Source organism: Flavobacterium sp. ACN6 (assembly GCF_002304005.1).
Classification (GTDB): domain Bacteria; phylum Bacteroidota; class Bacteroidia; order Flavobacteriales; family Flavobacteriaceae; genus Flavobacterium.
The window spans coordinates 65,910-87,779 of the sequence record NZ_MRCQ01000008.1 but is presented as its reverse complement, the minus strand read 5'-3'; the positions used below and the strand labels follow the sequence as shown (position 1 = coordinate 87,779).

Below are 21,870 nucleotides of genomic sequence, written 5' to 3'. Positions count from 1 at the left end.
CTGAAAAGTGGTGTTAAAAATGCTTTTGTTTAGATTATTTTATTACAGAAATTATTATATATTTGGCTCTTGTGTAATACAAATAATTTGATGGATTTACCTCCTTACTCGCCAGGACTGCATAAACTGGTTACTTTACATGTCGACCAAATTTCGAAGCTTACAGATAGCGGCGGTTTTGTTGCGGTTACTAATTCGATTTTAGAAAAATATGGATTGGAGAAGGTTGGCGTTGTAGTGCATGATTTTGAAAATGACAGTTTTACAATTTCATTCTGCCTCAAGGGATCTCATATTTTTATAAACACGCAACCAGAATATAAGCAGCTTACATTGGATATTTATTTGAGTAATTATTTTCAAGATAATTCAGAAAAAATACGCGATGTCATGACTGATTATATTACTTATTTTGATGCCGAAATAATTAAAGATTTTGAAATTAACCGATAAAATTTGATGCATTATCTGCTGGATGGTTTACAGCTTAATCTCAAACAAACTAAACGAACCTTCTTTGTAATGTTCTGGTAATTCATTTGTCCATTCGATAGTACTGATTCCTTTATAAGTAAAACCACAACTGGTGTAATACGTATTTATTCTTTCGTTTCCGCTGTGTGTGTCCAATCGAATGTAATCTTTTCCATTTTCTTTGGCGTATTCTTTAGTCCATTCTATGATTTTTTTGACGTAAGACTGCCCTCTGAATTTTGGGTTTGTAGCAATTCTATGCAGATAAACTGCAGGGTCTTTACTGGCTTCTTTCCAGATAATTAAATCATTAAAAGTAAGTACAAATGTACAAGCGACTTCATCTCCTTCTTTGATTATAAAGTGGCGATCTTCGGCAATTTCTTTTTCAATTAAGGCTCTTTCAAATCCTCTCCAGCTTTTGTTGTTTACTGTTTTTTGATACGATGTTGCTTGGTTGTAAATATCGAAAACAGCATCGATATCTGTATTTGTAGTTTTAAAAAATTCCATTGTAAAAGGTATTCTGTAAATTAATGAACCTACAAAAGTAAGACTTTAAAATCCTAAATTCTTGAAAAACGAAAATTTCTAAAGTTGTTTTGAAAACGAATCTTCTGCTGCAAATGAAAATATTAATTCTGCAAAGCTTTTTTTATCTGAGGCATCATTTTGTCGACAAACATTTTATATGCTGTTTCTGAAGGGTGTAAGCCGTCTGAAGCGACAAGATTGGGACTGTTAAGTCCTTGTCGTGTAATTTCTGTAATGGAGACAAAAGCGATCTGGTTGTTGATGCAGTATTTCTCTGCAAAAGAATTGTATTTATCTATTTCGGCAGAAATTGTGCTGCTTTGATCGCCGGCAAGACTTTTTCCATAAGGAGTATAGGCGTAATCTGGAATCGAAATAACGACAACATTTTTTGGGTCGCCTTTGGCCAGCTTAATTGCTTTGGTTACCAATTCTGGAAATTCGTTTTCGTAAACCGAAAAATTGCGGTGCTGATACTGATTATTAACACCTATTAAAAGTGTTACAAGATCGTAATTGGGTTCTGGATTTTGTGTGTTTATCGCAGAAAGTAAATTGGATGTTGTCCATCCTGTTGTAGCGATTATTTTTAAGGAAACCGTACTGGAAAACATGGCATTTAAACTTGCCTTTAACTGCTCTGGGAAACGACAGGTTGCACAAACGCTTTGACCAATAGTGTAACTATCACCTAATGCTAAATAATTTACAGAACTCGAAATTGGAGGATTTGGTGTTGTGGGCGGCGTTACTACCGGAGGTGTGGTTGTAGTAGGAGGGGATTCTGGTTCTTCTGAAGAGCTGCAGCTCAAAAGAAATACCGAAAGTATAATAGTAACTATTTGTTTAAAATGGGATTTCATAATTTGTTTAAATTAGATTGGAGTCGTTTTAAACAAATAGTTACGCTAAATATGCAGGTTTGGATTTATTAAGCCATTTCGGTTTTCATCGAAATTTCTTCTTCAATAGCATTCCAAAGTCCGATGCGTTTTTCTAGGGCAAGAATCGAAACTTCTTCTACTTCTTTCCACTTTTGAGCATCATTTTCGCATAATTCTGTAATCATCTGCATGGCCATTGGTCCGTGTTCGTCGGCATCCAATTCGATATGTCTTTCAAAATAATAAAGCAATTTTGTTAAATCGACTTCTGGTAGATTCTTTTGAAAGTTTTTCAGGATTTCGGTAAACATACTCGGAATCAAATCTTCTCTTCCAAAAGTAAATGCGGCAGCAATTTCGTGCGGTTTTCCTTCTTCGATTACTCTAAAAGTAAAATCTAGAAATGCTTTTGTATTTGGATGAAGTGAACTTTGTTTGATTGCAACAAATATATTTTGAAGTGAATGTACTTCTGATAAGAAATTTAAAACTCCCGTTGTATCAGCGCCACAAGCTTCCATTGCTTCCAGATACATTTCGTAATGACTTTGTCTTCTTCCGTCAAGTGTTAAATCTGTTTCTTCTGCCAAAACAATTTCATTAATCAAATAACGAGTTTCTGGGTTTTTAGTAGCAAACCAAGGTGTTGTTGTGCAGGTAAGTTTGGCTTGTAATGCTTTTAATAACGACATAAAATCCCAAACAGCAAAAACGTGCGTTTCTAGGAAACGGTGCAAATCGTCAATGTTTTGAATCTTGTTATATAAAGAATGTTTTAAAAGTTGGTCTTTTTGTGGTTGTATGCTTTTGTTTACTGCTTCAATATTCATTTTTGGGAAAAATTTTGATGCAAAGATAAAAAAAGCTTCTTTGTTAGAAGAAGCTTTTTAGATCGATTTTGTATATATATTAATAGTTGTCTGCTATTTAAATGCTGGAATTCCAGTCACATCCATTCCTGTTATTAGTAAATGTATGTCGTGAGTTCCTTCATAAGTAATTACGCTTTCAAGGTTCATCATGTGGCGCATAATGGAGTATTCGCCAGTGATTCCCATACCTCCCAGCATTTGTCTTGCTTCGCGTGCAATGGTAATTGCCATATTTACATTGTTACGTTTTGCCATCGAAATTTGAGCCGTTGTTGCTTTTCCTTCGTTTCTCAAAACGCCTAAACGCCAGGTTAATAATTGTGCTTTTGTGATTTCTGTAATCATTTCGGCTAGCTTTTTTTGCTGTAATTGCGTTCCCCCGATAGGTTTTCCAAACTGAATTCTCTCTTTTGCATATCGCAAGGCAGTATCGTAACAGTCCATTGCCGCGCCGATTGCTCCCCAAGCGATTCCATAACGAGCTGAATCCAAACAACCAAGCGGAGCGCCTAATCCAGATTTATTCGGCAAAAGATTTTCTTTAGGAACTTTTACATTATCAAAAATTAACTCGCCAGTTGCAGAAGCACGAAGCGACCATTTGTTGTGCGTTTCTGGAGTTGTAAAACCTTCCATACCTCGTTCTACAATTAGACCGTGAATTCTTCCTTCTTCATTTTTAGCCCAAACAACTGCAATATCAGCAAAAGGAGCATTTGAAATCCACATTTTGGCACCATTTAAAAGATAATGATCTCCCACATCTTTAAAATTAGTAATCATACTTCCAGGGTCAGAACCGTGATCAGGTTCAGTTAAACCGAAACATCCTATAAATTCACCTGTTGCCAGTTTTGGCAGGTATTTCATTCGTTGTTCTTCGTTTCCATATTTCCAAATAGGATACATCACTAATGAAGATTGAACAGATGAGGTAGATCGTACACCAGAATCGCCTCTTTCAATTTCCTGCATAATCAAGCCGTAAGAGATTTGATCTAATCCAGCGCCGCCATATTCTACAGGAATATAAGGTCCGAAACCACCAATTTCTCCAAGTCCTTTAATAATTTGTTTAGGGAATTCTGCTTTTTGTGCATATTCTTCTATTATAGGAGAAACTTCTCTTTTAACCCACGCACGAGCAGATTCACGAACCAATTTATGTTCCTCGGTCAGTAAATCATCTAAGTTATAGTAATCTGGAGATTGAAATAGGTCTGGTTTCATGTTTTTTAATTTTTATTAAACAAATTTACGTAATAAAAATATAACAAATGACAGCTAAATTGTTATATTTTTTTATCGCAAAAATAAAATTAATAGGAATTTGGCAAATTAATTGTAGTTTATTGATAATTTATAGACTATTTTTGAATACCAAAAACTAATTAAATGAGGCTGATAATCTCTTTTTTATTTTTCTTGATACTTAATACCACTGTGGCTCAGCCTACAAAAGAGTTTACTGAACAAGAGTATTTAGAATTGCAGGATAAAATTCGTTTCAGCATGAATGGTAATTTTGACCAAGGCCTTGCTTATGCGGCTGAACTGCAAAAATCTGACAATAATGAACATTTAGCATTCGCCTATGGATCTGGTTCTTATTTATATCAACTAAAGAATAATAGAGCCAAAAGCGATGAATGGTACAATAAATCATTGTTGTATTACAATAAACTTTCTGAATCTGTTCAAAAAATAAATCTTAGAGCCTACCTATATAATTATAAAGGATTAATAGAGTGGAAACGAAGAAATTTTAGTAACGCCTTGAGCAATTATCAAGAAGGAATTAAACTCTCTATTAAAACTAATGATGTTATTCAAATTGTAAAATTTAAAAGTAACATTGCTTTAGTTAATGAAGAAGTTGGCAACTATGAACTTGCTATTAGAAATCTACGACAAAACAGCGATTTTCTAGATAAGAATGAAAGTCTGTATGAAAAAGACCAATTTCAAAACAGCAAAAGTAATATATATGTCAACTTAGGAAATGTATATGAAGGCTACTTCATGAAGGATCGTGAAAAATTATTTTTATTGGATTCTGCCGAATACTTTTATAAAAGAGCCATTACATATTCTCAAAATTATGTTGATAATAAAATTACATCTACTCTCAGCTTAGGAAACATCTATCTCTACAAAAAAGATTTTACTAATGCAGAACGAACCTATTTTGATATTGCCATGTATGCAAAGCAAAATAATGACGAATATTATTCTAGAATTGCGCATTATAATTTAGGAGATCTTTATTATTCCCTAAAAAAGTATGATAAAGCTTTAGTGTTTTTAAAAAAGGTAGATTCTATATCTAATAAAGAAAAAAAAACAGACAGAATTTCTTTTCAGTCCAATTATCTTCAAGCTAAAATTTACAGTGTAAAAAACGAACCTGAATTAGCTTTCAAATATTCTAAAATGTATCTTGATTCTTATGAAAAATATGAAGGAGATTTGAGAGAAGAAGCTTTAGAAGTTAATTACAAACTTGGTACGGCTAATCTTAGTGATGAGATGGTTTCTATCCAGGAAAAGTATAAGTATGAGGTTTTGTGGAATAAAGCGCTAAAAGTTTTCTACGTTATTTTAGTGGTTGGAATTGTATTTTTCCTAATTAAAAATATTCGCGACAAAAATAAAGCTCAGAAAAAAATGAATGCTTTAATTGAGGAATTTAAAGCTAATCTCGAGAAAAAAGAAATTGAAAAAGCTGAAATCGAAAAAGCATCAATTGAAAAAACTGTTGTAGAAGAAATTCCAGAATTAGAAGATACACTTCTGAAAAAGGAAAATGCCAACCTTAGTATTGATGAGGCAAAAGAAAATAAAATTGTAGAAAAATTATTGGCACTGGAAGAAAAATTAGAATACTTAAATGCTGATTTTACCTTGTCGTATGTTGCCAAGAAAATAAAAACCAATACAACTTATTTATCGTATGTTGTTAATAAAAGGTTTGGTAAATCTTTTGGTGAATATTCTAACGAATTAAAGATTAATTATGTTATTAATCAAATGATTACAAATCATTTGTATCGTAAATATTCTACTCAGGCAATTGCAGAAAGTGTTGGTTTTAAGAATGCGGTTTCATTTGCAAAATCGTTTCGCAAAAGAACTGGAGTGTCTCCAGCTCAATTTGCGAACAATATTTAAAGCCGGATTATTAACCATTTCCATTCCCTCCGCCTTTTACAGGATTGTTTGGAGGAGTAATAGGATCTGGTTCACCGTCACCGCCTCTAATTGCTTTTTGAGCTTGTTTATTAATTTTTTCTAATTCGAAATCTTTGAATGTGAATGTTTTACTTTTCATGTTTTAAATTTTTTAGTTACTTTTTACACTATTTATAAATGAGGATTAACCGTTTCCATTCCCGCCGCCTTTTTCAGGATTGTTTGGTGGCGTAATAGGAGGAGCTGCTTCTCCATCACCGCCTCTAATTGCTTTTTGAGATTGTTTATTAATTGTTTCTAATTCGAAATCTTTGAATGACAATATGTTATTTTTCATGTTTTAATTTTTTTAGTTACTTGTTATAAATGAGGATTAACCGTTTCCATTTCCTCCGCCTTTTTCAGGATTGTTTGGTGGCGTAATAGGAGCTGCTTCACCGTCACCGCCTCGAATTGCTTTTTGAGCTTGTTTATTAATTGTTTCTAATTCGAAATCTTTGAATGACAATATGTTATTTTTCATGTTTTAAATTTTTTTAGTTACTTATTATATTTATAAATGAGGATTAACCGTTTCCGTTTCCTCCGCCTTTTACTGGATTATTAGGTGGTGTAATAGGATCTGGTTCTGCGTCACCGCCTCTAACTGATTTCTGAGCATTTTTGCTTATTTTTTCTATTTCGAAATCTGTGATTTTCAATGAATTTTTCATGACTTTTTTTTTGGATTGCTTTTATATTATTATTTACGTTTTAATTTGAGAAAACAATTAACCGTTTCCGTTTCCTCCGCCTTTCACAGGATTGTTTGTTTCTTCCGGTGGTACTGGCGGATCTCCTCCCATAATAGATTTTTGAGCATTTTTGCTTATTCTTTCTACTTCGAAATCTCTTAATGTGAATGTTTTAGTTTTCATGTTTGTAATTTTAAAATTATTTTTTAGTACTATAAATCTTTCATATTTATTTTTAAGCGATCAGGTAAAATGCGCTAAAAAATGCGTTAAAAAGTTGGTTTATGTTTTGAAATTTTAGATTTGTTTATGATTAAAAAAGCAGTAAAAGTCGATTTTTAATTATGGGTTTAAACCTTCCAATAAGGGCGTGCTTTTTATTTTTTTTCTAGGAGTTTTTTGCTTTCATTAGAGACTTTTTTGATTTTATTGTAATCGTTTTTTATCTCTATTTTTTTGATTTTATTTCTTCAAAATCATTACTTTTTCAGGGCTTGTTTTTCATGTTTTTAGATGTATAGGTTATTACTATTCCAAAACTAGATAAAAAGAGTAGCCGTTAATCGAAAATGAGCTTTCTGCGGTTTTTATTAGAAAAATAATAATATAAATATTTGTTTAACAATAACTTAAGCCCTGTAGTATACTTGGTATAATTTATAAATTGTATGTGGTATAATTAATAAAATGTATGTATACATGCGATTTTAATCAAGAAAAACTTCAATCTTTGCACTGTAATCATGATTTAAAAACGATTGAAGACGATGCTTAAACTGGTCCAAAAATTTCTACAAATTAATCGATACTCAGATATAAAAAATGAGTTCAAGGACCTCTTTTTGTCTCATCCAAATTATCCTAGTTTATTCGCGATCACAGATTCGTTCGATTTGCTTTCTGTAGAGAATGCAGCAGTCAGAGTTTCGAAAGAACAAATAGTAGATCTGCCATCGAATTTTTTGGCCTATTTTAAAGATGAATTAATTTTAGTTGAAAAAATAAAAAACGGTGTTCGAATCGCCACATCAAAAAAAGGAAACCAAAAATTATCTTATGATAAGTTTCTTTTAGATTGGAATGGAGTTATTGTTGCAATTGAGCCAAATAATGTAGTAGCGAGAGATAATTTAAAAGTGGAATATAATTGGCTGAAATATTTTCTGCCTTTAGCACTTGTTATAGGATTATCATTTTTCTATAATGGTTTTAATTTATTTAGCACCACATTTTTAGCAACCTCTATATTAGGTTTAATAGTAAGCATATTTATTGTTCAGGAAAAATGGGGTGTTAAAAATACCGTAATTTCAAAATTTTGTAATTTAAGTTCTAACACATCTTGTCATTCAGTTATTAGTTTCAATGATGATATTGCAAATAGATGGATAAGTTTTTCAGATTTACCATTGTTATTCTTTAGTGCAAGTATTATTGCAATTTTGGTACAGCCATTAAGTTCTGCAGTATTTGTTGGATTTTTAAGTCTGCTGGCAATTCCTATTGTGGTTTGCTCTATTTGGATCCAAAAATTTGAAGTTCAAAAATGGTGCGTAATGTGTTTGGCGGTCTCATTTTTAATTTTGGTTCAAAGCATTGTATGGTTTTCATCAAACCTATTTACACTAAGTTTTAGTTTAAATACTGTTTTTCCTTATGTTTTTTCATTGTTGCTTTTAATTCCAATTTGGGCATCAGTAAAAGTCATGATTAAAAAGATGCTTGATAACGGAAACTCACTTAAAGAGCTTAAAAAATTTAAAAGAAATTATTCGCTGTTGAACTTTTTATCTAAAAAAGTAAAATACACAAAAGGATTTGAAGATTTAAGAGGTTTGAATTTTGGAAATAAAAATGCTGGAGTAAAACTTTCTATTATAATCAGCCCAAGCTGCGGGCATTGTTATAAAACTTTTCAGGAAGCTTTTGATTTGGTTTTGAAATTTCCAGATAAGATATATTTAAATGTTCTTTTTAATATCAATCCAGAAAACAACGATAATCCTTATAAAGCTGTTGTAGAACGTCTTTTAACGATTAATAGAACAACGCCTGGAAAAACAGTTGAAGCAATCTCTGATTGGTACATAAAGAGAATGGTTCATAAAAAATGGCTTAAAAAATGGCATGTTGATTCAGTAAGTATGATGATTAGCCAAGAGATTCAAAAACAATACGATTGGTGTTCGATGAACAATTTTAATTACACACCAGTTAAAATTGTAAACGAAAGACTATTTCCAAATGAATATGAGCTGAATGAACTAAAATATTTCTTGAATGATTTTGTAGATGAAGTTCAAGTTTTAGATAGAACAGCATAAAAAGAAGAAAATAGTAACCCCAAAAACCTGCAGTTATGTTAAAGAGTATTTTGAAGTTGAAAGGTGCAGTGCAGTTAACTGCGAATGAGCAAAAAACAATAAATAGAAGTAGTACGCCTATTTGTGAGGATGGATTTAAGGCTAAAAGATGTACAGAATTTGGAACAGTGCCTGCATATTGGAACTGTATACCAAATAATTATGTTGGAAGCTGTTAGAAAGAATTTTTCAAGCATCAAGTTTTTTACAGATTTGAGGCTTAAAACCAAAAACGTAAATAACCAGTTATGTTAGAAAAGATTTTAAAGAGTGAAGAAACGAAGAAGCTGACAAAAAAAGAGCAGCAAAACATTTTGGGAGGTGATTTTACACAAGAACCAAATTGTGACGGTGAAGCTGAAAAATATTATGCTTGCTAATTTGAATATATAGTAGCAGAGCTGTAAAAAACTCTGTTACTATAAAAAAAGGTATTAAATATGTTAAAGAAAATTTTAAGTCTTAATGGAGCTCAACGATTAAATAAAAATGAGCAGAAAACCATGAGAGGAGGAATTCCAGAATGTTGGATTTATGCCATTGAGGCAGGATGCATTTTAATACCATCGGGCGAAACTTGTCCGCTAAATACCGAATCAGGTATTTGTGATACAAGTCGTCTTTGTTGTTGATTTTTTAACTTTTTAAAGTAATACAATATAGCCTTATTTAGAATTTAGTCATGTTTTTTTTAAATGTTATAGGCGCTCGATCGTGGAACATTGAGCAAATTCTCAGTATTGATGATTGGTACTGGGATTCTTAGGAGTTGGCCGCTGCGTTAATTTTATTTGGTTAGGGTAAACCGCGGCCATGTCCTAAAGAAATTGTGTTACTGCTAATATTGTTTATAAATACCCAAACAGAGAAGATTTATATCTTCTCTGTTTTTTTATGGATTAACAAGAATTTTTTTTCCTAAATTCGTCTGGAATAAATCAAAATAAATTGAAAAAATTCACTCATTATAGACAAGCAGACCATAAAGATTGTGGGCCGACATGTTTAAAGATCATAGCTAAATACTACGGTAAAACAATCAACATTCAAGAGTTGAGAGATTTTAGCGAAACAACTCGCGAGGGAAGTAATTTGCTTTTTTTGAGTGATGCGGCCGAAAAAATCGGATTCAGGACTTTAGGCGTAAAACTTTCTGTACAGCGAATTGAAGAGGCTCCTCTGCCGTGTATTCTTCATTGGAATAAAGATCATTATGTAGTACTTTATAAAATAAAAAAAGGCAGATATTACATCTCAGATCCTGCTTTTGGACTTTTAGACTACAGCAAGGAAGAGTTTACAAAATTCTGGATAGGCAATAATGCTGATGATTTAACCAAAGAAGGAATTGCACTGCTGATAGAGGCAACGCCAAAATTTTTTCAATCTGATTTTGATAAAGAAGAAAATTCAGGATTAGGGTTTAAATTTCTTTTTAAATATTTATTTCAATACAAAGCATTTCTCATTCAGCTTGCCATTGGACTTCTGGCAAGCAGTTTACTCAATTTAATTTTTCCATTTTTAACCCAAAGTATAGTCGACGTCGGGATTCAGAATCAGAATATTCATTTCATCTATTTAATTCTGTTTGCAATGCTTTTTATTTTTGCCGGAAGAACTGGTCTGGAATTAATCAGGAGTTGGATTTTACTTCATTTATCAACCAGAATCAATATTTCGCTTATTTCAGATTTCTTTATTAAATTAATGAATCTGCCTATTTCCTTTTTTGATGTCCGCATGACGGGAGATATTATGCAGCGAATAAATGACCATCGGCGTATCGAAAAAATCCTAACCACATCATCTCTTAACGTACTGTTTTCTGTTATTAACATGTTTGTAATGGGTGCCGTTTTGGCGTATTTTAATCTCCAGATATTTTTGGTATTCTTTTTAGGAAGTCTGCTTTATTTTGGATGGATAACATTGTTTTTAAAAAGAAGAGAAGTTTTAGATTACAAACGTTTTGCCGAGGTTTCAAACGAGCAGAGTAAAGTAATGGAGCTTATAAACGGAATGCAGGAAATAAAGCTTCATAACGCCGAAAAACAAAAACGATGGGGCTGGGAATATGTGCAGGCAAGACTTTTTAGAGTTTCAATAAAAGGTTTGGTTCTGGAACAATCGCAAACAATAGGTTCTTCCGTTATTAACGAACTTAAAAATATTTTTATTATACTTCTTTCGGCCAAATTGGTAATCGAAGGTTCTATTACACTGGGTATGATGCTCGCTATAAGTGCTATCGTTGGAAGTTTAAACGGCCCGATTACACAGCTTATAGAGTTCGTAAGAGAATTACAGGATGCTAAAATTTCACTGGCAAGATTGTCAGAAATTCATGAAAAAGAAGATGAGTTGCAGCAGGAAGTTCACCAGACAAATGAAGTCCCTCAAGATGTGGATATTGAAATTAAAAATCTCTCTTACCGTTATTTAGGTTCAGATATTCCCGTATTAGATACATTAAATTTAATAATTCCAGCCAATAAAGTAACAGCAATTGTCGGCGTCAGCGGAAGCGGGAAAACAACTTTGATGAAACTGCTTCTTAAATTCTATGAACCCGAAAAAGGAGAAATTAATATTGGAAATGCACAGCTTAAAAATATATCGCAGAAGGCATGGCGATCGAATGTTGGAGCAGTAATGCAGGAAGGTTTTATTTTCAGCGATACGATTGCTAATAATATTGCATTTGGAGCTGATAGAATTGATAAAGAAAGATTATTATATGCTGCAGATGTAGGTAATATTAAAGAATATATAAGCGGTCTTCCTTTGGGTTTTAACACTAAGATAGGCGCAGAAGGTTTAGGAATGAGCACAGGGCAAAAACAGCGTCTATTAATTGCAAGGGCCGTTTATAAAAACCCTGAAATTCTGTTTTTTGATGAAGCTACATCTGCATTAGATGCCAATAATGAGAAAGAAATTATGCAGAAACTCGATATTTTTTTCAAAGACAAAACAGTCGTTGTAATTGCACATCGATTAAGTACGGTAATGAATGCAGATCAGATTGTGGTTTTAGACAAGGGAAAAATCATCGAGATTGGAAACCATTCGGCGTTAGTGGCACAAAAAGGAAATTATTTTGAATTGGTTAAAAATCAACTGCAATTAGGAAATTAAGCATGGCTGAAGATAAATTTGAATTAAGAAGCGAAGAAGTTCAGGACATTCTGACCAAAGTGCCGCATTGGATGATACGATGGGGAACCGTTTTGATATTTGCCATTATTATAATGTTGTTTTTCGTTTCCTGGTTTGTAAAATATCCAGATGTTGTAAGAGCCGAAATTGTAATTACGACCAATATTCCGCCGGAGAAAATTGTATCAAAATCATCTGGACGTATTGAGGCTATTTTGGTGAAAAATAAAACCGAAGTTCGTAAAAACGGCGTACTGGCAATTATAGAAAATACAGCCAATTACAAAGATGTTTTTCTGCTGAAAGATATTGTAGACGGTTACGATATCAATAACGCCAAAAAAGCATTTCCATTCGAATTATTAAGAAATACACAGTTAGGAGAAATAGAAAGTGCTTATGCTATTTTCCAAAAAGATTATCAGGCGCAGGAATTAAACAAAGACCTGCATCCTTTTCAGGTAGAAAGAAGAGCACAGCAATCTGAAAAAGTTCAAATAACAGAAAGATTAGAAATTCTGCAGCAGCAAAAAGGAATTAACGAAAGAGAGCTGGAGCTCCAAAAAAATGAAGTTGCCCGTTTTGAAACGTTATTCAATAAAGGAATTATCTCTGCTCAGGAAATGGAAATTAAAAAGCTGAGTTTTCTTCAGGCACAGAAGAATTATAGAAGTCTTCTTTCGTCGATTTCTCAGTTAAGATCTTCATTGATTGACAATACAAAATCGAGTCAGAATTCGCAGATAAACAGTACCAAAGAGGAAGTTAATCTGGGGCGAAGTGTTTCGCAGTCCTTTTATCAATTGAAAAAAGTAATAAGAGACTGGGAACTGGCATATACCTTAAAATCGTCGATTAGCGGAAAAGTGACTTTTTTGCAGGTTTGGAACGAAAATCAAACGATCAATGTTGGAGACAATGTTTTCTCTATAATTCCCGATGCTGAAAATAGTTTTGTTGGAAAAGTGAAAGCCCCGGCTCTGAACTCTGGAAAAATAAAAGTAGGACAGCGTGTAAACATTCGTCTTGCAAATTACCCAGACAGAGAGTTTGGTGTGCTAAAAGGGGAAATAAAAAACATCTCGTTAGTGCCGGACAAAGATGGAAATCTGCTTTTAGATGTCGCACTGCCAAACGGATTAAAAACTTCTTATGATAAGCAAATTCTTTTTCAGCAGGAAATGAAAGGAAGTGCAGAAATAATAACAGAAGATTTAAGATTAATTGAAAGAATTTTATATCAATTTAAAAGTATATTTGAACAAGTTTAAAATTAACCCAAAACCATAAACAAACCTAAAACCACACTGTTAAATGAAAAAAATAGTACTAATTGCCTTTTTTTTATTATTTCAAATCTCATTCTCAAAACCAATAACCGAAACTCAAAAATTTGCGGCAACTTGCAAAATTTGGGGTTTCTTAAAGTATTATCATCCTAATGTTGCGGATGGAAGTAAAAACTGGGATGACCAGTTATTTCAAATTCTTCCAAAAGTTGAAGAAGCTCAAACTCCTGAAGCGTTTTCTTTGGTGCTAGAAAACTGGATTACTTCTTTAGGGGAAATAAAAAAACAGGACGCTTCAAAAACAGTTTTAAAAAAGGAATATTTTGATAAAAATTTCGATTTATCATGGTTCTCTAAAAACGAATTGTTTTCTAAATCGCTTTCAAAAAAGCTCAAATTCATTGAAGAAAATAGAATTCAAGGAAAACAGTTTTATGTTGATTTTGAATTGAATACAGGAAAAGTGCCTTTGCAGTTTAACAACGAAGTAAAGTACGCCGATTTTAAATGGACAGATAAAAATTTACGTCTTCTGGCATTATTTAGATATTGGAATTACATAGAATATTTTTTTCCGTACAAATATCAAATGGATGAAAATTGGGACAAAGTCTTAATTAAGATGCTTCCAAGATTTTATGCTCCAGAATCAGAGAAAGATTTTGTTTTGGCAATGCGTGAGATTTCCATAAAATTGAATGATACGCATGCGTCAACTCAAATGGGGCAGTTGTTTGATTATTTTGGAGATAAATTTATTCCTGCAGAAGTGAGTATCATAGAACAAAAAGCGATTATTGTTGGTCTGAAAAATGATTCGTTGGCAGCAATTAACGACATTAAAATTGGTGATGTAATTATAAAAGTAGAAGGAAAGATAATAGCAGAAATTCTGAAAGAAAACCTAAAATATATAGAAGGATCTAATGAACCTTCTGTTTTAAAAAATGCATATTGGGCAATTTTTAATGGAAAAACACCTTCGTTTGAAATTGAATTTATACGAAATGGGGAAACAAAAGTAAAGTCCATAAATAGATATGAATATCAAAATTTAAAAATTCAGTTTTCAGATAAAGAAAAATGGAAAATTTTAGAAGGCAACATCGGTTATGTTGATTTTGATGCACTGGATCAAGAAGATATTCCGGCGCTGATTTCTGCATTAAATAATACAAATGCAATAATTTTTGATAATAGAACACGACCACATGAAATTATGTATCCAATTTTAGACTGGCTTAATTCTGAGGAAAAAGAATTTGCCAGATTTCTTGATCCTGATGTCAATTATCCAGGACGTTATTATTGGAGAGAAGGAATTCATAAATGCGGAAAAACCAATCCAGATCATTACAAAGGAAAAGTAATTGTTTTGGCAAATGAAAAAGCTATAAGTCATGGTGAATTTACCATAATGAGCCTGCAGACAGTTCCGAATAGTGTAGTTATTGGAAGTCAAACTGGCGGAGCCGATGGAGCAAATTATGGATTTCCACTCATTAAAGGATTTTACACTTCGTTTACTTGTTATGGCGTTTTTTATCCAAATAAAAAAGAAACACAAAGAATCGGTATTGTTCCTGATATTGAAGTTAAGCCAACTATTTTAGGGATTCAGCAAGGAAGGGATGAAGTTCTGGAAAGAGCTGTTCTTTTTGCTAAAAATGGAAAATAATAAATATCTAAATCTTTGTCAAAGTTTCAAACTTTGACAAAGATGTTTTTACATCTTCAAATAAAAATCCTTAGTTAATTCAATATATTCAGTAGTATAAACGTGTCTCTCTATTTCGATAATCAGTTCGTCGATTTCAATTTCAGAAACTTCATTACGGCTGAAAGCTAATAAACTGCGTTTAATTTCTGATTTAGGAGTTCCTTTTACGCGAGTAATTTTTATTGGATACAATTCGAATTCTTTTGCCAAAGTAATAAACTTTTCTTCTTCTTTAAAAGGGATAATTATGGCAAGTATTCCATTTTCCGAAAGTAATAAATCGGCAGCTTCGACAATTTCCTCAAAAGGCATTGCATCTTGAAAACGGGCTAAATCACGTTGTTCATTCTCAGTTTTGTAATCTTCTGCATAAAACGGCGGATTGGAAACAATCAAATCATATTCGTCTTCTGGTTCTTCAATAAATTCATCTAAACCAGCATGAAAACAAAATAATCTATCCCCCCACGGAGAGTTTTCGAAATTTTCAACGGCTTGTTCATAAGCATCTTCGTCAATTTCAAGAGCATCGATTTGTTCAGCATGAGTACGCTGCGCCAGCATCAAAGCGATAATTCCAGTTCCAGCACCAATATCTAAAACACTAAACGGATTATGGTTTGTTGGAGCCCAAGCGCCCAATAAAACACCATCGGTTCCAACTTTCATAGCAGTTTTGTCTTGTTGAATATTAAATTGCTTGAATGAAAACATAAAGAGTAAATTCCAATTTTTTAAATTCCAAATTCCAAACTGAAAGGAGATAATTCCAAAAAATGAAATTCCAAATTCCAAAGGTAAAACGGAGTAATTTTGAATTGCAAAAGTAAGACTAAAATCTTTATTAATTATTTAGATGTTTTAGTAATTATTGCCGATAGAATTTTTCTTAATTCTTCTACCTCGAATAATAAAGAACCCGAAAATGTTTTTTGATCAGGATTTAATTCGTGTAATAAACGCAGCCAGAATTTAGATTCTTTAGCTTCTTTTCTAGCAATTTTAAGTCTGAATAATAAATCTTTGTCGCCCAATTTTTCATTCGCTTCAATATAATTTGCTCCAACGGATCCAGAAGATCTTACAAGTTGTTTGCCGTCTTCGATATTGGATGTTGTTTTAGGTAAAGTTCGAATGTAAATTCTATACTCCTTCGCAAACAAGAAAGTCCTCTCCTCTAAATCATAAGGTTTATTCCTAAATAAAATTCCTGTTTTTCAAATTCAAAGATAGAAATATTTTACAAAAATAAGTTTTTTCTTACTTAAATTAAGCTTGAAATTTTTCCCAAGTTGGAATTTGGAATTTATTTTTTGGAATTTCTTCAGTAAGATTAGAATTTGGAATTTCCCCTAATTGTTTGGAATTTGGAATTTATTTTTTGGAATTTCCTCCAGTAAGGTTGGAATTTGGAATTTAAAAAATTTGGAATTTCTTAAACTTTTAAAGGTACATCTCAATAAGACCTTCAGGAAGATCCATGATAACTTTTTTGTTTTCGCGGTCAATTTTAACCAAGAAATGGTCAATCATGGGAACTAAAATTTCCACTTCACCATTTAAAACTTCAAAAAGCGGTTGAGCAGTCGAGTCATTAATCGAAGATATTTTTCCGAAAACGCCTAAACGTTTGTCTTCTATTTCAAATCCGATAACTTCGTGGAAATAAAATTTGTTGCCAGTAAGTTTTGGCAGCATTGTTAAAGGAAGATAAACAGCATTTCCAAGTAGGGCATCTGCTTCTTCTTCGGTATTTACATCTTCAAAACGAACTCGTAAAAAGTCATTTTTGTGTAAAGAACTTGTTTCAATAAAAAAAGGAACCAAGTGTTTGTTGTGTTCAACAAACACTGATTCCAGATTTTCGTATAACTCAGGTTCATCCGTATCTAAATAGATTAGAACTTCACCTTTGAAACTAAATTTTTTAGCGATTTTACCTAAATAAAAACATTCTTCTTTACGCATTCTCGCTAAATAAAATTATGCTTCAGTTGTTTCGTTATTCTCTTCAGCAGCAGGAGCTTCTTCAGTAGCAGCTTCTGCTTCTACTTCAGCAACTTCTTCTTCAACTGCAGGAGTTGCAGCGGCGATAGCATCAGCTTCAGCCTGAGCTGCAGCAGCTAAACGTTTAGCATTAACTTCTTGTTCAGCTTTTAAAGCTTTAGCTTTAACATCAGCTTGTGCTTTTGATAAACCATCTTTTTTAGCATCAACTTTTCCTGCTTTAGACTCTAACCAAGCCGCTAATTTAGCGTCTGCTTGCTCTTGAGTTAAAGCTCCTTTACGGATACCTCCATCAAGGTGGTGTTTCAATAAAGCACCTTTGTAAGAAAGGATTGCTCTAGCAGTATCAGTTGGTTGTGCACCATTGTGTAACCATTTAACTGCGCTGTCAAGGTTTAACTCAACAGTTGCTGGGTTTGTGTTTGGATTGTAAGTACCGATTTTCTCTAAGTATTTACCATCTCTTTTTGAGCGTGCATCTGCAGCTACAACCCAGTAAAAAGGTTTTCCTTTTTTACCGTGTCTTTGTAATCTAATTTTTACTGACATAATCTTGTGATTAAATTTTGAGGTACTCGACCTCTATTAATTAAGGGCGCAAAGATATAATTTTTTTACAAATAAAGCGTTTGAAAATGGTATTAAATATGTTGGAGATAGATTTTTATCATTTTTTTGGCTGTATTTAGTTTTATTTTAAAACATTTATTACTCTTAATGCGGTATTTTTGCGCAAAATTCATCCTAAACATGAAAAAATACTTTTACTTTTTATCATTTTTACTTTTACTCACATCCTGTACAGAGGATGTAAGATTCAATAATCCAGCTTTCCAAACCTTAAAAGATAATACCTTTTGGAGAGCTCAAATCTATAAGGCTGGAACAGAAACAAGCGGCGTTTTTATTATTGAAGGCTCCTTAGGTTATGAAAAAATCAGTTTTCAGCTTCCTGAGCCATCTCAAAAGACCTATATATTAGGTATTGATGAGGTTGCTAAAGCAGTTTATAAAGATACTTTTTCTGGACAAGAAGTTGAATTTTCAACAGGTGAAGGCAAAGGCAGTGGACAAATTATAGTTACGGAATATAATACAGTAGAAAACACAATTTCGGGAACATTTAAATTTACAGCAATTAATGTTGATCCTGCCGCAGAAAAACAGGCAGCGTATTTTACCGAAGGTGTTTTTCATAAAATCCCAGTTTCTTCAGTGTCTAATTTTAACACAAATTAAGCTGTAGGGTGTTTTTTCATTTGGAAAATCAAAATAAAAACATAAATAAACTAATATATAGTAGATTACAAAATAATAAGACTACATTTGCTTATTATTATAAATAAATATCTATGAATATTTTTGTTGGAAGCCTTCCATTCAGTATTGAGGAAGCAGATTTAAGAGAGTCTTTTGAGGCTTATGGAGCAGTTGACTCTGTTAAAATTATTACTGATAAATTTACTGGAAGAAGTAAAGGATTTGGTTTTGTTGAAATGCCAAATGATAGCGAAGCTCAGAAAGCTATTGACGAATTGAACGGTGCTGTTGTTTCAGGACGTACAATCGTTGTAAACAAGTCTGAGCCGAAACCAGAAGGCGAAAGAAGAAGTTTTAATAACAACCGTGGAGGTGATTCTCGTGGAAGTTATGGAAACAACCGTGGAGGAAATGACCGCGGAAACAGAGGAGGATATTAATATTTTTTTTCTAAAATATAAAAGGGATCAACGAAAGTTGATCCCTTTTTTTATGCGGTGAATTTTGTTTCAGGTTTTATTTGTTTCAGGTTTCAAGTTACAAGTATAACTTGAAACTTGAAACCTGAAACAAATAATGAACTATTACAAATTAGCTGCCAGCCAGTCGCCTACTTCTTTAGTACCGTATGCTTTGCCTCCGTCTGCTAAATCTTCTGTAACTACTCCAGCTTCTAAAGCTTTATTTACAACATCTCTCATTGCTTTTCCTTCTTCCATCAATCCGAAGTTTTCGAACATCATAGCAGCAGATAAAACAGTTGCCATTGGGTTTGCAATATTTAATCCTGTAGCTTGTGGATAAGAACCATGAATAGGTTCGAATAAAGATACTTCAGCTCCCATAGATGCAGAAGGCATTAATCCCATTGAACCAGAAATTACAGAAGCTTCGTCAGTTAAAATATCTCCGAATAAGTTTTCAGTAATTAATACATCATAAGAGTTTGGCCATTGAACCAAACGCATTGCTACGGCGTCAACAAATTCGTAGCTGACTTCAACCTCTGGATAATCTTTTTCCATTGCCTGAACTGTTTCTCTCCATAAACGTGAAGTTTCCAAAACGTTTGCTTTATCAACACAGCATAATTTTTTAGAACGTGTCATTGCTAATTCGAAACCTTTTTTAGCTAAACGCTGCACTTCTGCCCTTGTGTAAACACAGTTGTCAAAAGCAGTATCTCCGTTATCTTTTCTTCCTTTTTCACCAAAGTAAATTCCGCCAGTCAATTCTCTTAAGAAAACTAAATCAGTTCCTTCGATTCTTTCTCTTTTTAAAGGAGATTTGTCTAATAAAGATGGGAATGTAAAAGTTGGTCTTACATTTGCAAACAAACCTAATGCTTTACGCATTTTTAACAAACCTTGTTCTGGGCGAACTGGTGCAGAAGGATCATTATCGTATTTAGGATGGCCAATCGCTCCAAAAAGAACGGCATCAGCATTTTTACAAATTTCATGTGTTGAATCTGGATAAGGTTCACCAACTGCATCAATTGCTGCTGCACCGGTTAAAGCTGGTTTCCAAGTAATTTCATGTCCAAATTTTTGTGCAACAGCATCTGATACTTTTACAGCTTGCTCAATTACTTCTGGTCCGATTCCGTCTCCTGCTAAAAGGGCTATGTTAAATTTCATTTTTTTGTTATTTATTATTTTAAGATTCAAAGTGACAAAGTAGCAAAGGTTCAGAGTTTTAAAAGCAGGTTAAAAACCTTTGTGCCTTTGTATCTCTAAACCTTTGTACCTAATATTAAGTAATTACATTAAGCATTTTCTGTGTTGCAATAATAGCTGCAACGGTTTGATCAGAATCTAATCCTCTTGTTTTAAATTCTTTTCCGTTGTTTACCCAGGTAATAATGGTTTCACACAAAGCATCTGAACTACTTCCTGGCGGGATTCTCACGGCATAATCAATCAATTTTGGAAGCGTTAGTTTTTTGCTTTTGTAAATTTTAGATAAAGCATTCATAAAAGCATCAAACTGACCGTCGCCCTGCGCACTTTCTTCAATAATTTCATCATCAATTTTGAGAAGCAAGGTCGTGGACGGACGCATTCCTTTTGAGTGCATTAGCACATAAGATTCAATGGTAATTTTATCCTGATACGTATGACTGTCCAAAACATCTGAAATAATGTATGGAAGATCTTCTTTTGTAACGGTTTCTTTTTTATCGCCCAATTCAATAATTCTTTGGGTAACCAATTTTAAATCTTCCTGATTTAGTTTTAAACCCAATTCTTGAAGGTTTTTTTCGATATTAGCTTTTCCTGAAGTTTTTCCTAAGGCATATTTTCTTTTTCTTCCAAAACGTTCCGGAAGCAAATCATTAAAATATAAATTATTTTTATTGTCTCCATCCGCATGGATTCCAGCTGTTTGTGTAAAAACATTGTCACCAACAATTGGTTTGTTGGCAGGGATTCTATATCCTGTAAATGTTTCAACTAATTTGCTGACAGTATATAAAGAAGTCTCTTTAATATTGATGCTTACTTCTGGCAGATAATCATTTATTACGGCAACAGTACTTTCAAGCGGTGCGTTTCCAGCGCGTTCTCCCATTCCGTTTACCGTTACGTGAAGTCCGTTTATGCCGGCTTTTATAGCTTCCATCACATTCGCGATACTTAAATCGTAATCGTTGTGAGCGTGAAAATCAAAATGAATGTTTGGATATTTGACTCTGATTTTAGAAATAAATTCAAAAGTTAAAGACGGAATTAAAACGCCTAAAGTATCTGGAAGTAAAATTCTTTTGACAGGCTGGGTTGAAAGGAAATCCAAAAATTGAAAAACATATTCAGGAGAATTTCGCATTCCGTTGCTCCAATCTTCCAAATAAACATTTGTTTCAATATTGTTTTCTTTTGCTAAAGCGATAATTTGTGCAATTTCAGAAAAGTGTTGTTCTGGAGTTTTTTTTAATTGATGCGTTAAGTGGTTCATTGAACCTTTGGTCAACAAATTCTGCACTTTTGCACCAGCTTTTTTCATCCAATCAATAGAAACGCCGCCATCAACAAATGATAATACTTCGATTCTGTCAATATATCCGCGCTCTTCAGCCCAAGAAGTAATGCCTTTTACGGCTTGAAATTCTCCTTCGCTCACGCGTGCCGAAGCAATTTCGATTCTATCAATATTTAGTTCTTCCAGCAATAATTGCGCAATGGTTAGTTTTTCTGCAGCAGAAAAAGACACTCCTGAGGTTTGTTCACCATCACGAAGCGTCGTATCCATTATTTCAATTTTTCTTTTTTCCATATTGATATTCTAAATTTCTTTAGAAGTAAATTTTAGTTGTGTTGTTTTGGTTTAACTTATAAAGACCCGACAGATTTGAAAAAAACCTGTCGGGTCTCATAGG

Annotated in this window: 24 protein-coding genes; 9 read left to right on the top strand and 15 right to left on the bottom strand. The window is 33.0% G+C overall.

The genetic code is table 11. The features are described 5' to 3' along the window. Positions 1-90 precede the first annotated feature (90 nt). Positions 91-453 carry an S-adenosylmethionine decarboxylase gene (locus tag BSF42_RS13700; RefSeq protein WP_095953653.1) on the top strand — a complete coding sequence of 121 codons (363 nt, stop codon included), beginning with the start codon at positions 91-93 and terminating at the stop codon, positions 451-453. Between the two features lie 27 nt (positions 454-480). Here the strand turns inward: BSF42_RS13700 and BSF42_RS13695 are convergent, their stop codons facing one another. From BSF42_RS13695 to BSF42_RS13680, 4 genes are all read right to left on the bottom strand, one after another. Next, entirely contained in the window at positions 481-987 is a 507-nt protein-coding gene (locus tag BSF42_RS13695; RefSeq protein WP_095953652.1) for a GNAT family N-acetyltransferase, read from the bottom strand. A gap of 122 nt (positions 988-1,109) precedes the next feature. Then, the gene (locus BSF42_RS13690) at positions 1,110-1,871 is read right to left on the bottom strand and encodes an SGNH/GDSL hydrolase family protein (protein ID WP_095953651.1); all 762 of its coding nucleotides are present in this window, start codon (positions 1,869-1,871) and stop codon (positions 1,110-1,112) included. A 68-nt stretch (positions 1,872-1,939) separates the two neighbouring features. Further along, positions 1,940-2,722 (bottom strand): DUF3050 domain-containing protein, encoded by a 783-nt coding sequence (locus BSF42_RS13685; RefSeq protein ID WP_095953650.1) that lies wholly within the window; start codon positions 2,720-2,722, stop codon positions 1,940-1,942. Between the two features lie 93 nt (positions 2,723-2,815). Next, a complete protein-coding gene (locus BSF42_RS13680; protein ID WP_095953649.1) occupies positions 2,816-3,994 on the bottom strand; it encodes an acyl-CoA dehydrogenase family protein in 1,179 nt (392 codons plus the stop codon). 165 nt (positions 3,995-4,159) lie between these two features. Between BSF42_RS13680 and BSF42_RS13675 the strand changes: the two genes are divergently transcribed. Then, positions 4,160-5,935 (top strand): AraC family transcriptional regulator, encoded by a 1,776-nt coding sequence (locus BSF42_RS13675; protein ID WP_095953648.1) that lies wholly within the window; start codon positions 4,160-4,162, stop codon positions 5,933-5,935. A 10-nt stretch (positions 5,936-5,945) separates the two neighbouring features. Here the strand turns inward: BSF42_RS13675 and BSF42_RS22450 are convergent, their stop codons facing one another. From BSF42_RS22450 to BSF42_RS22440, 5 genes are read right to left on the bottom strand one after another with little or no spacing between them, the layout of a single operon-like run. After that, entirely contained in the window at positions 5,946-6,095 is a 150-nt protein-coding gene (locus BSF42_RS22450; protein WP_172426690.1) for a hypothetical protein, read from the bottom strand. A gap of 45 nt (positions 6,096-6,140) precedes the next feature. Beyond that, positions 6,141-6,293, bottom strand: a complete 153-nt coding sequence (locus tag BSF42_RS13670; RefSeq protein WP_095953647.1) for an rSAM-modified peptide — start codon at positions 6,291-6,293, stop codon at positions 6,141-6,143. Positions 6,294-6,329: 36 nt separating this feature from the next. Further along, positions 6,330-6,479, bottom strand: a complete 150-nt coding sequence (locus tag BSF42_RS22445; protein WP_172426689.1) for a hypothetical protein — start codon at positions 6,477-6,479, stop codon at positions 6,330-6,332. 43 nt (positions 6,480-6,522) lie between these two features. Further along, complete coding sequence (locus BSF42_RS22335) at positions 6,523-6,669, bottom strand: rSAM-modified peptide (RefSeq protein ID WP_141248455.1); 147 nt, start codon at positions 6,667-6,669, stop codon at positions 6,523-6,525. A gap of 57 nt (positions 6,670-6,726) precedes the next feature. Continuing rightward, positions 6,727-6,873: a hypothetical protein gene (locus BSF42_RS22440; RefSeq protein WP_172426688.1), complete on the bottom strand. Its 147-nt coding sequence runs from the start codon at positions 6,871-6,873 to the stop codon at positions 6,727-6,729. A 659-nt stretch (positions 6,874-7,532) separates the two neighbouring features. Between BSF42_RS22440 and BSF42_RS13665 the strand changes: the two genes are divergently transcribed. From BSF42_RS13665 to BSF42_RS13640, 5 genes are all read left to right on the top strand, one after another. After that, complete coding sequence (locus BSF42_RS13665) at positions 7,533-9,014, top strand: vitamin K epoxide reductase family protein (RefSeq protein WP_253251063.1); 1,482 nt, start codon at positions 7,533-7,535, stop codon at positions 9,012-9,014. A 287-nt stretch (positions 9,015-9,301) separates the two neighbouring features. After that, complete coding sequence (locus tag BSF42_RS22760) at positions 9,302-9,433, top strand: hypothetical protein (protein WP_256385378.1); 132 nt, start codon at positions 9,302-9,304, stop codon at positions 9,431-9,433. A 568-nt stretch (positions 9,434-10,001) separates the two neighbouring features. Next, entirely contained in the window at positions 10,002-12,194 is a 2,193-nt protein-coding gene (locus BSF42_RS13650; protein ID WP_095953643.1) for a peptidase domain-containing ABC transporter, read from the top strand. A 2-nt stretch (positions 12,195-12,196) separates the two neighbouring features. Then, complete coding sequence (locus BSF42_RS13645; protein ID WP_095953642.1) at positions 12,197-13,486, top strand: HlyD family secretion protein; 1,290 nt, start codon at positions 12,197-12,199, stop codon at positions 13,484-13,486. A gap of 43 nt (positions 13,487-13,529) precedes the next feature. Next, positions 13,530-15,182, top strand: coding sequence for a S41 family peptidase (locus BSF42_RS13640; protein ID WP_095953641.1), 1,653 nt, complete (start codon positions 13,530-13,532; stop codon positions 15,180-15,182). Between the two features lie 48 nt (positions 15,183-15,230). Here the strand turns inward: BSF42_RS13640 and BSF42_RS13635 are convergent, their stop codons facing one another. The 4 genes from BSF42_RS13635 to BSF42_RS13620 form a co-directional block, all read right to left on the bottom strand. Next, complete coding sequence (locus BSF42_RS13635; RefSeq protein WP_095953802.1) at positions 15,231-15,938, bottom strand: tRNA1(Val) (adenine(37)-N6)-methyltransferase; 708 nt, start codon at positions 15,936-15,938, stop codon at positions 15,231-15,233. Between the two features lie 134 nt (positions 15,939-16,072). Continuing rightward, positions 16,073-16,387, bottom strand: a complete 315-nt coding sequence (locus BSF42_RS13630) for a four helix bundle protein (protein WP_253251061.1) — start codon at positions 16,385-16,387, stop codon at positions 16,073-16,075. 280 nt (positions 16,388-16,667) lie between these two features. Beyond that, the gene (gene rimM / locus BSF42_RS13625; protein ID WP_095953639.1) at positions 16,668-17,192 is read right to left on the bottom strand and encodes a ribosome maturation factor RimM; all 525 of its coding nucleotides are present in this window, start codon (positions 17,190-17,192) and stop codon (positions 16,668-16,670) included. Between the two features lie 15 nt (positions 17,193-17,207). After that, entirely contained in the window at positions 17,208-17,780 is a 573-nt protein-coding gene (locus tag BSF42_RS13620; RefSeq protein ID WP_095953638.1) for a 30S ribosomal protein S16, read from the bottom strand. Between the two features lie 201 nt (positions 17,781-17,981). On the opposite strand from BSF42_RS13620, the gene BSF42_RS13615 reads away from it, so the two are divergent. Together BSF42_RS13615 and BSF42_RS13610 are read left to right on the top strand one after the other, a co-directional pair. Beyond that, positions 17,982-18,470 (top strand): DUF6252 family protein, encoded by a 489-nt coding sequence (locus BSF42_RS13615; RefSeq protein ID WP_095953637.1) that lies wholly within the window; start codon positions 17,982-17,984, stop codon positions 18,468-18,470. 113 nt (positions 18,471-18,583) lie between these two features. Further along, positions 18,584-18,931, top strand: coding sequence for an RNA-binding protein (locus BSF42_RS13610; RefSeq protein ID WP_095953636.1), 348 nt, complete (start codon positions 18,584-18,586; stop codon positions 18,929-18,931). 144 nt (positions 18,932-19,075) lie between these two features. Here the strand turns inward: BSF42_RS13610 and leuB are convergent, their stop codons facing one another. Beyond that, positions 19,076-20,131, bottom strand: coding sequence for a 3-isopropylmalate dehydrogenase (gene leuB / locus BSF42_RS13605; protein ID WP_095953635.1), 1,056 nt, complete (start codon positions 20,129-20,131; stop codon positions 19,076-19,078). Between the two features lie 115 nt (positions 20,132-20,246). After that, entirely contained in the window at positions 20,247-21,767 is a 1,521-nt protein-coding gene (locus BSF42_RS13600) for an alpha-isopropylmalate synthase regulatory domain-containing protein (RefSeq protein ID WP_095953634.1), read from the bottom strand. Positions 21,768-21,870: the final 103 nt, after the last annotated feature.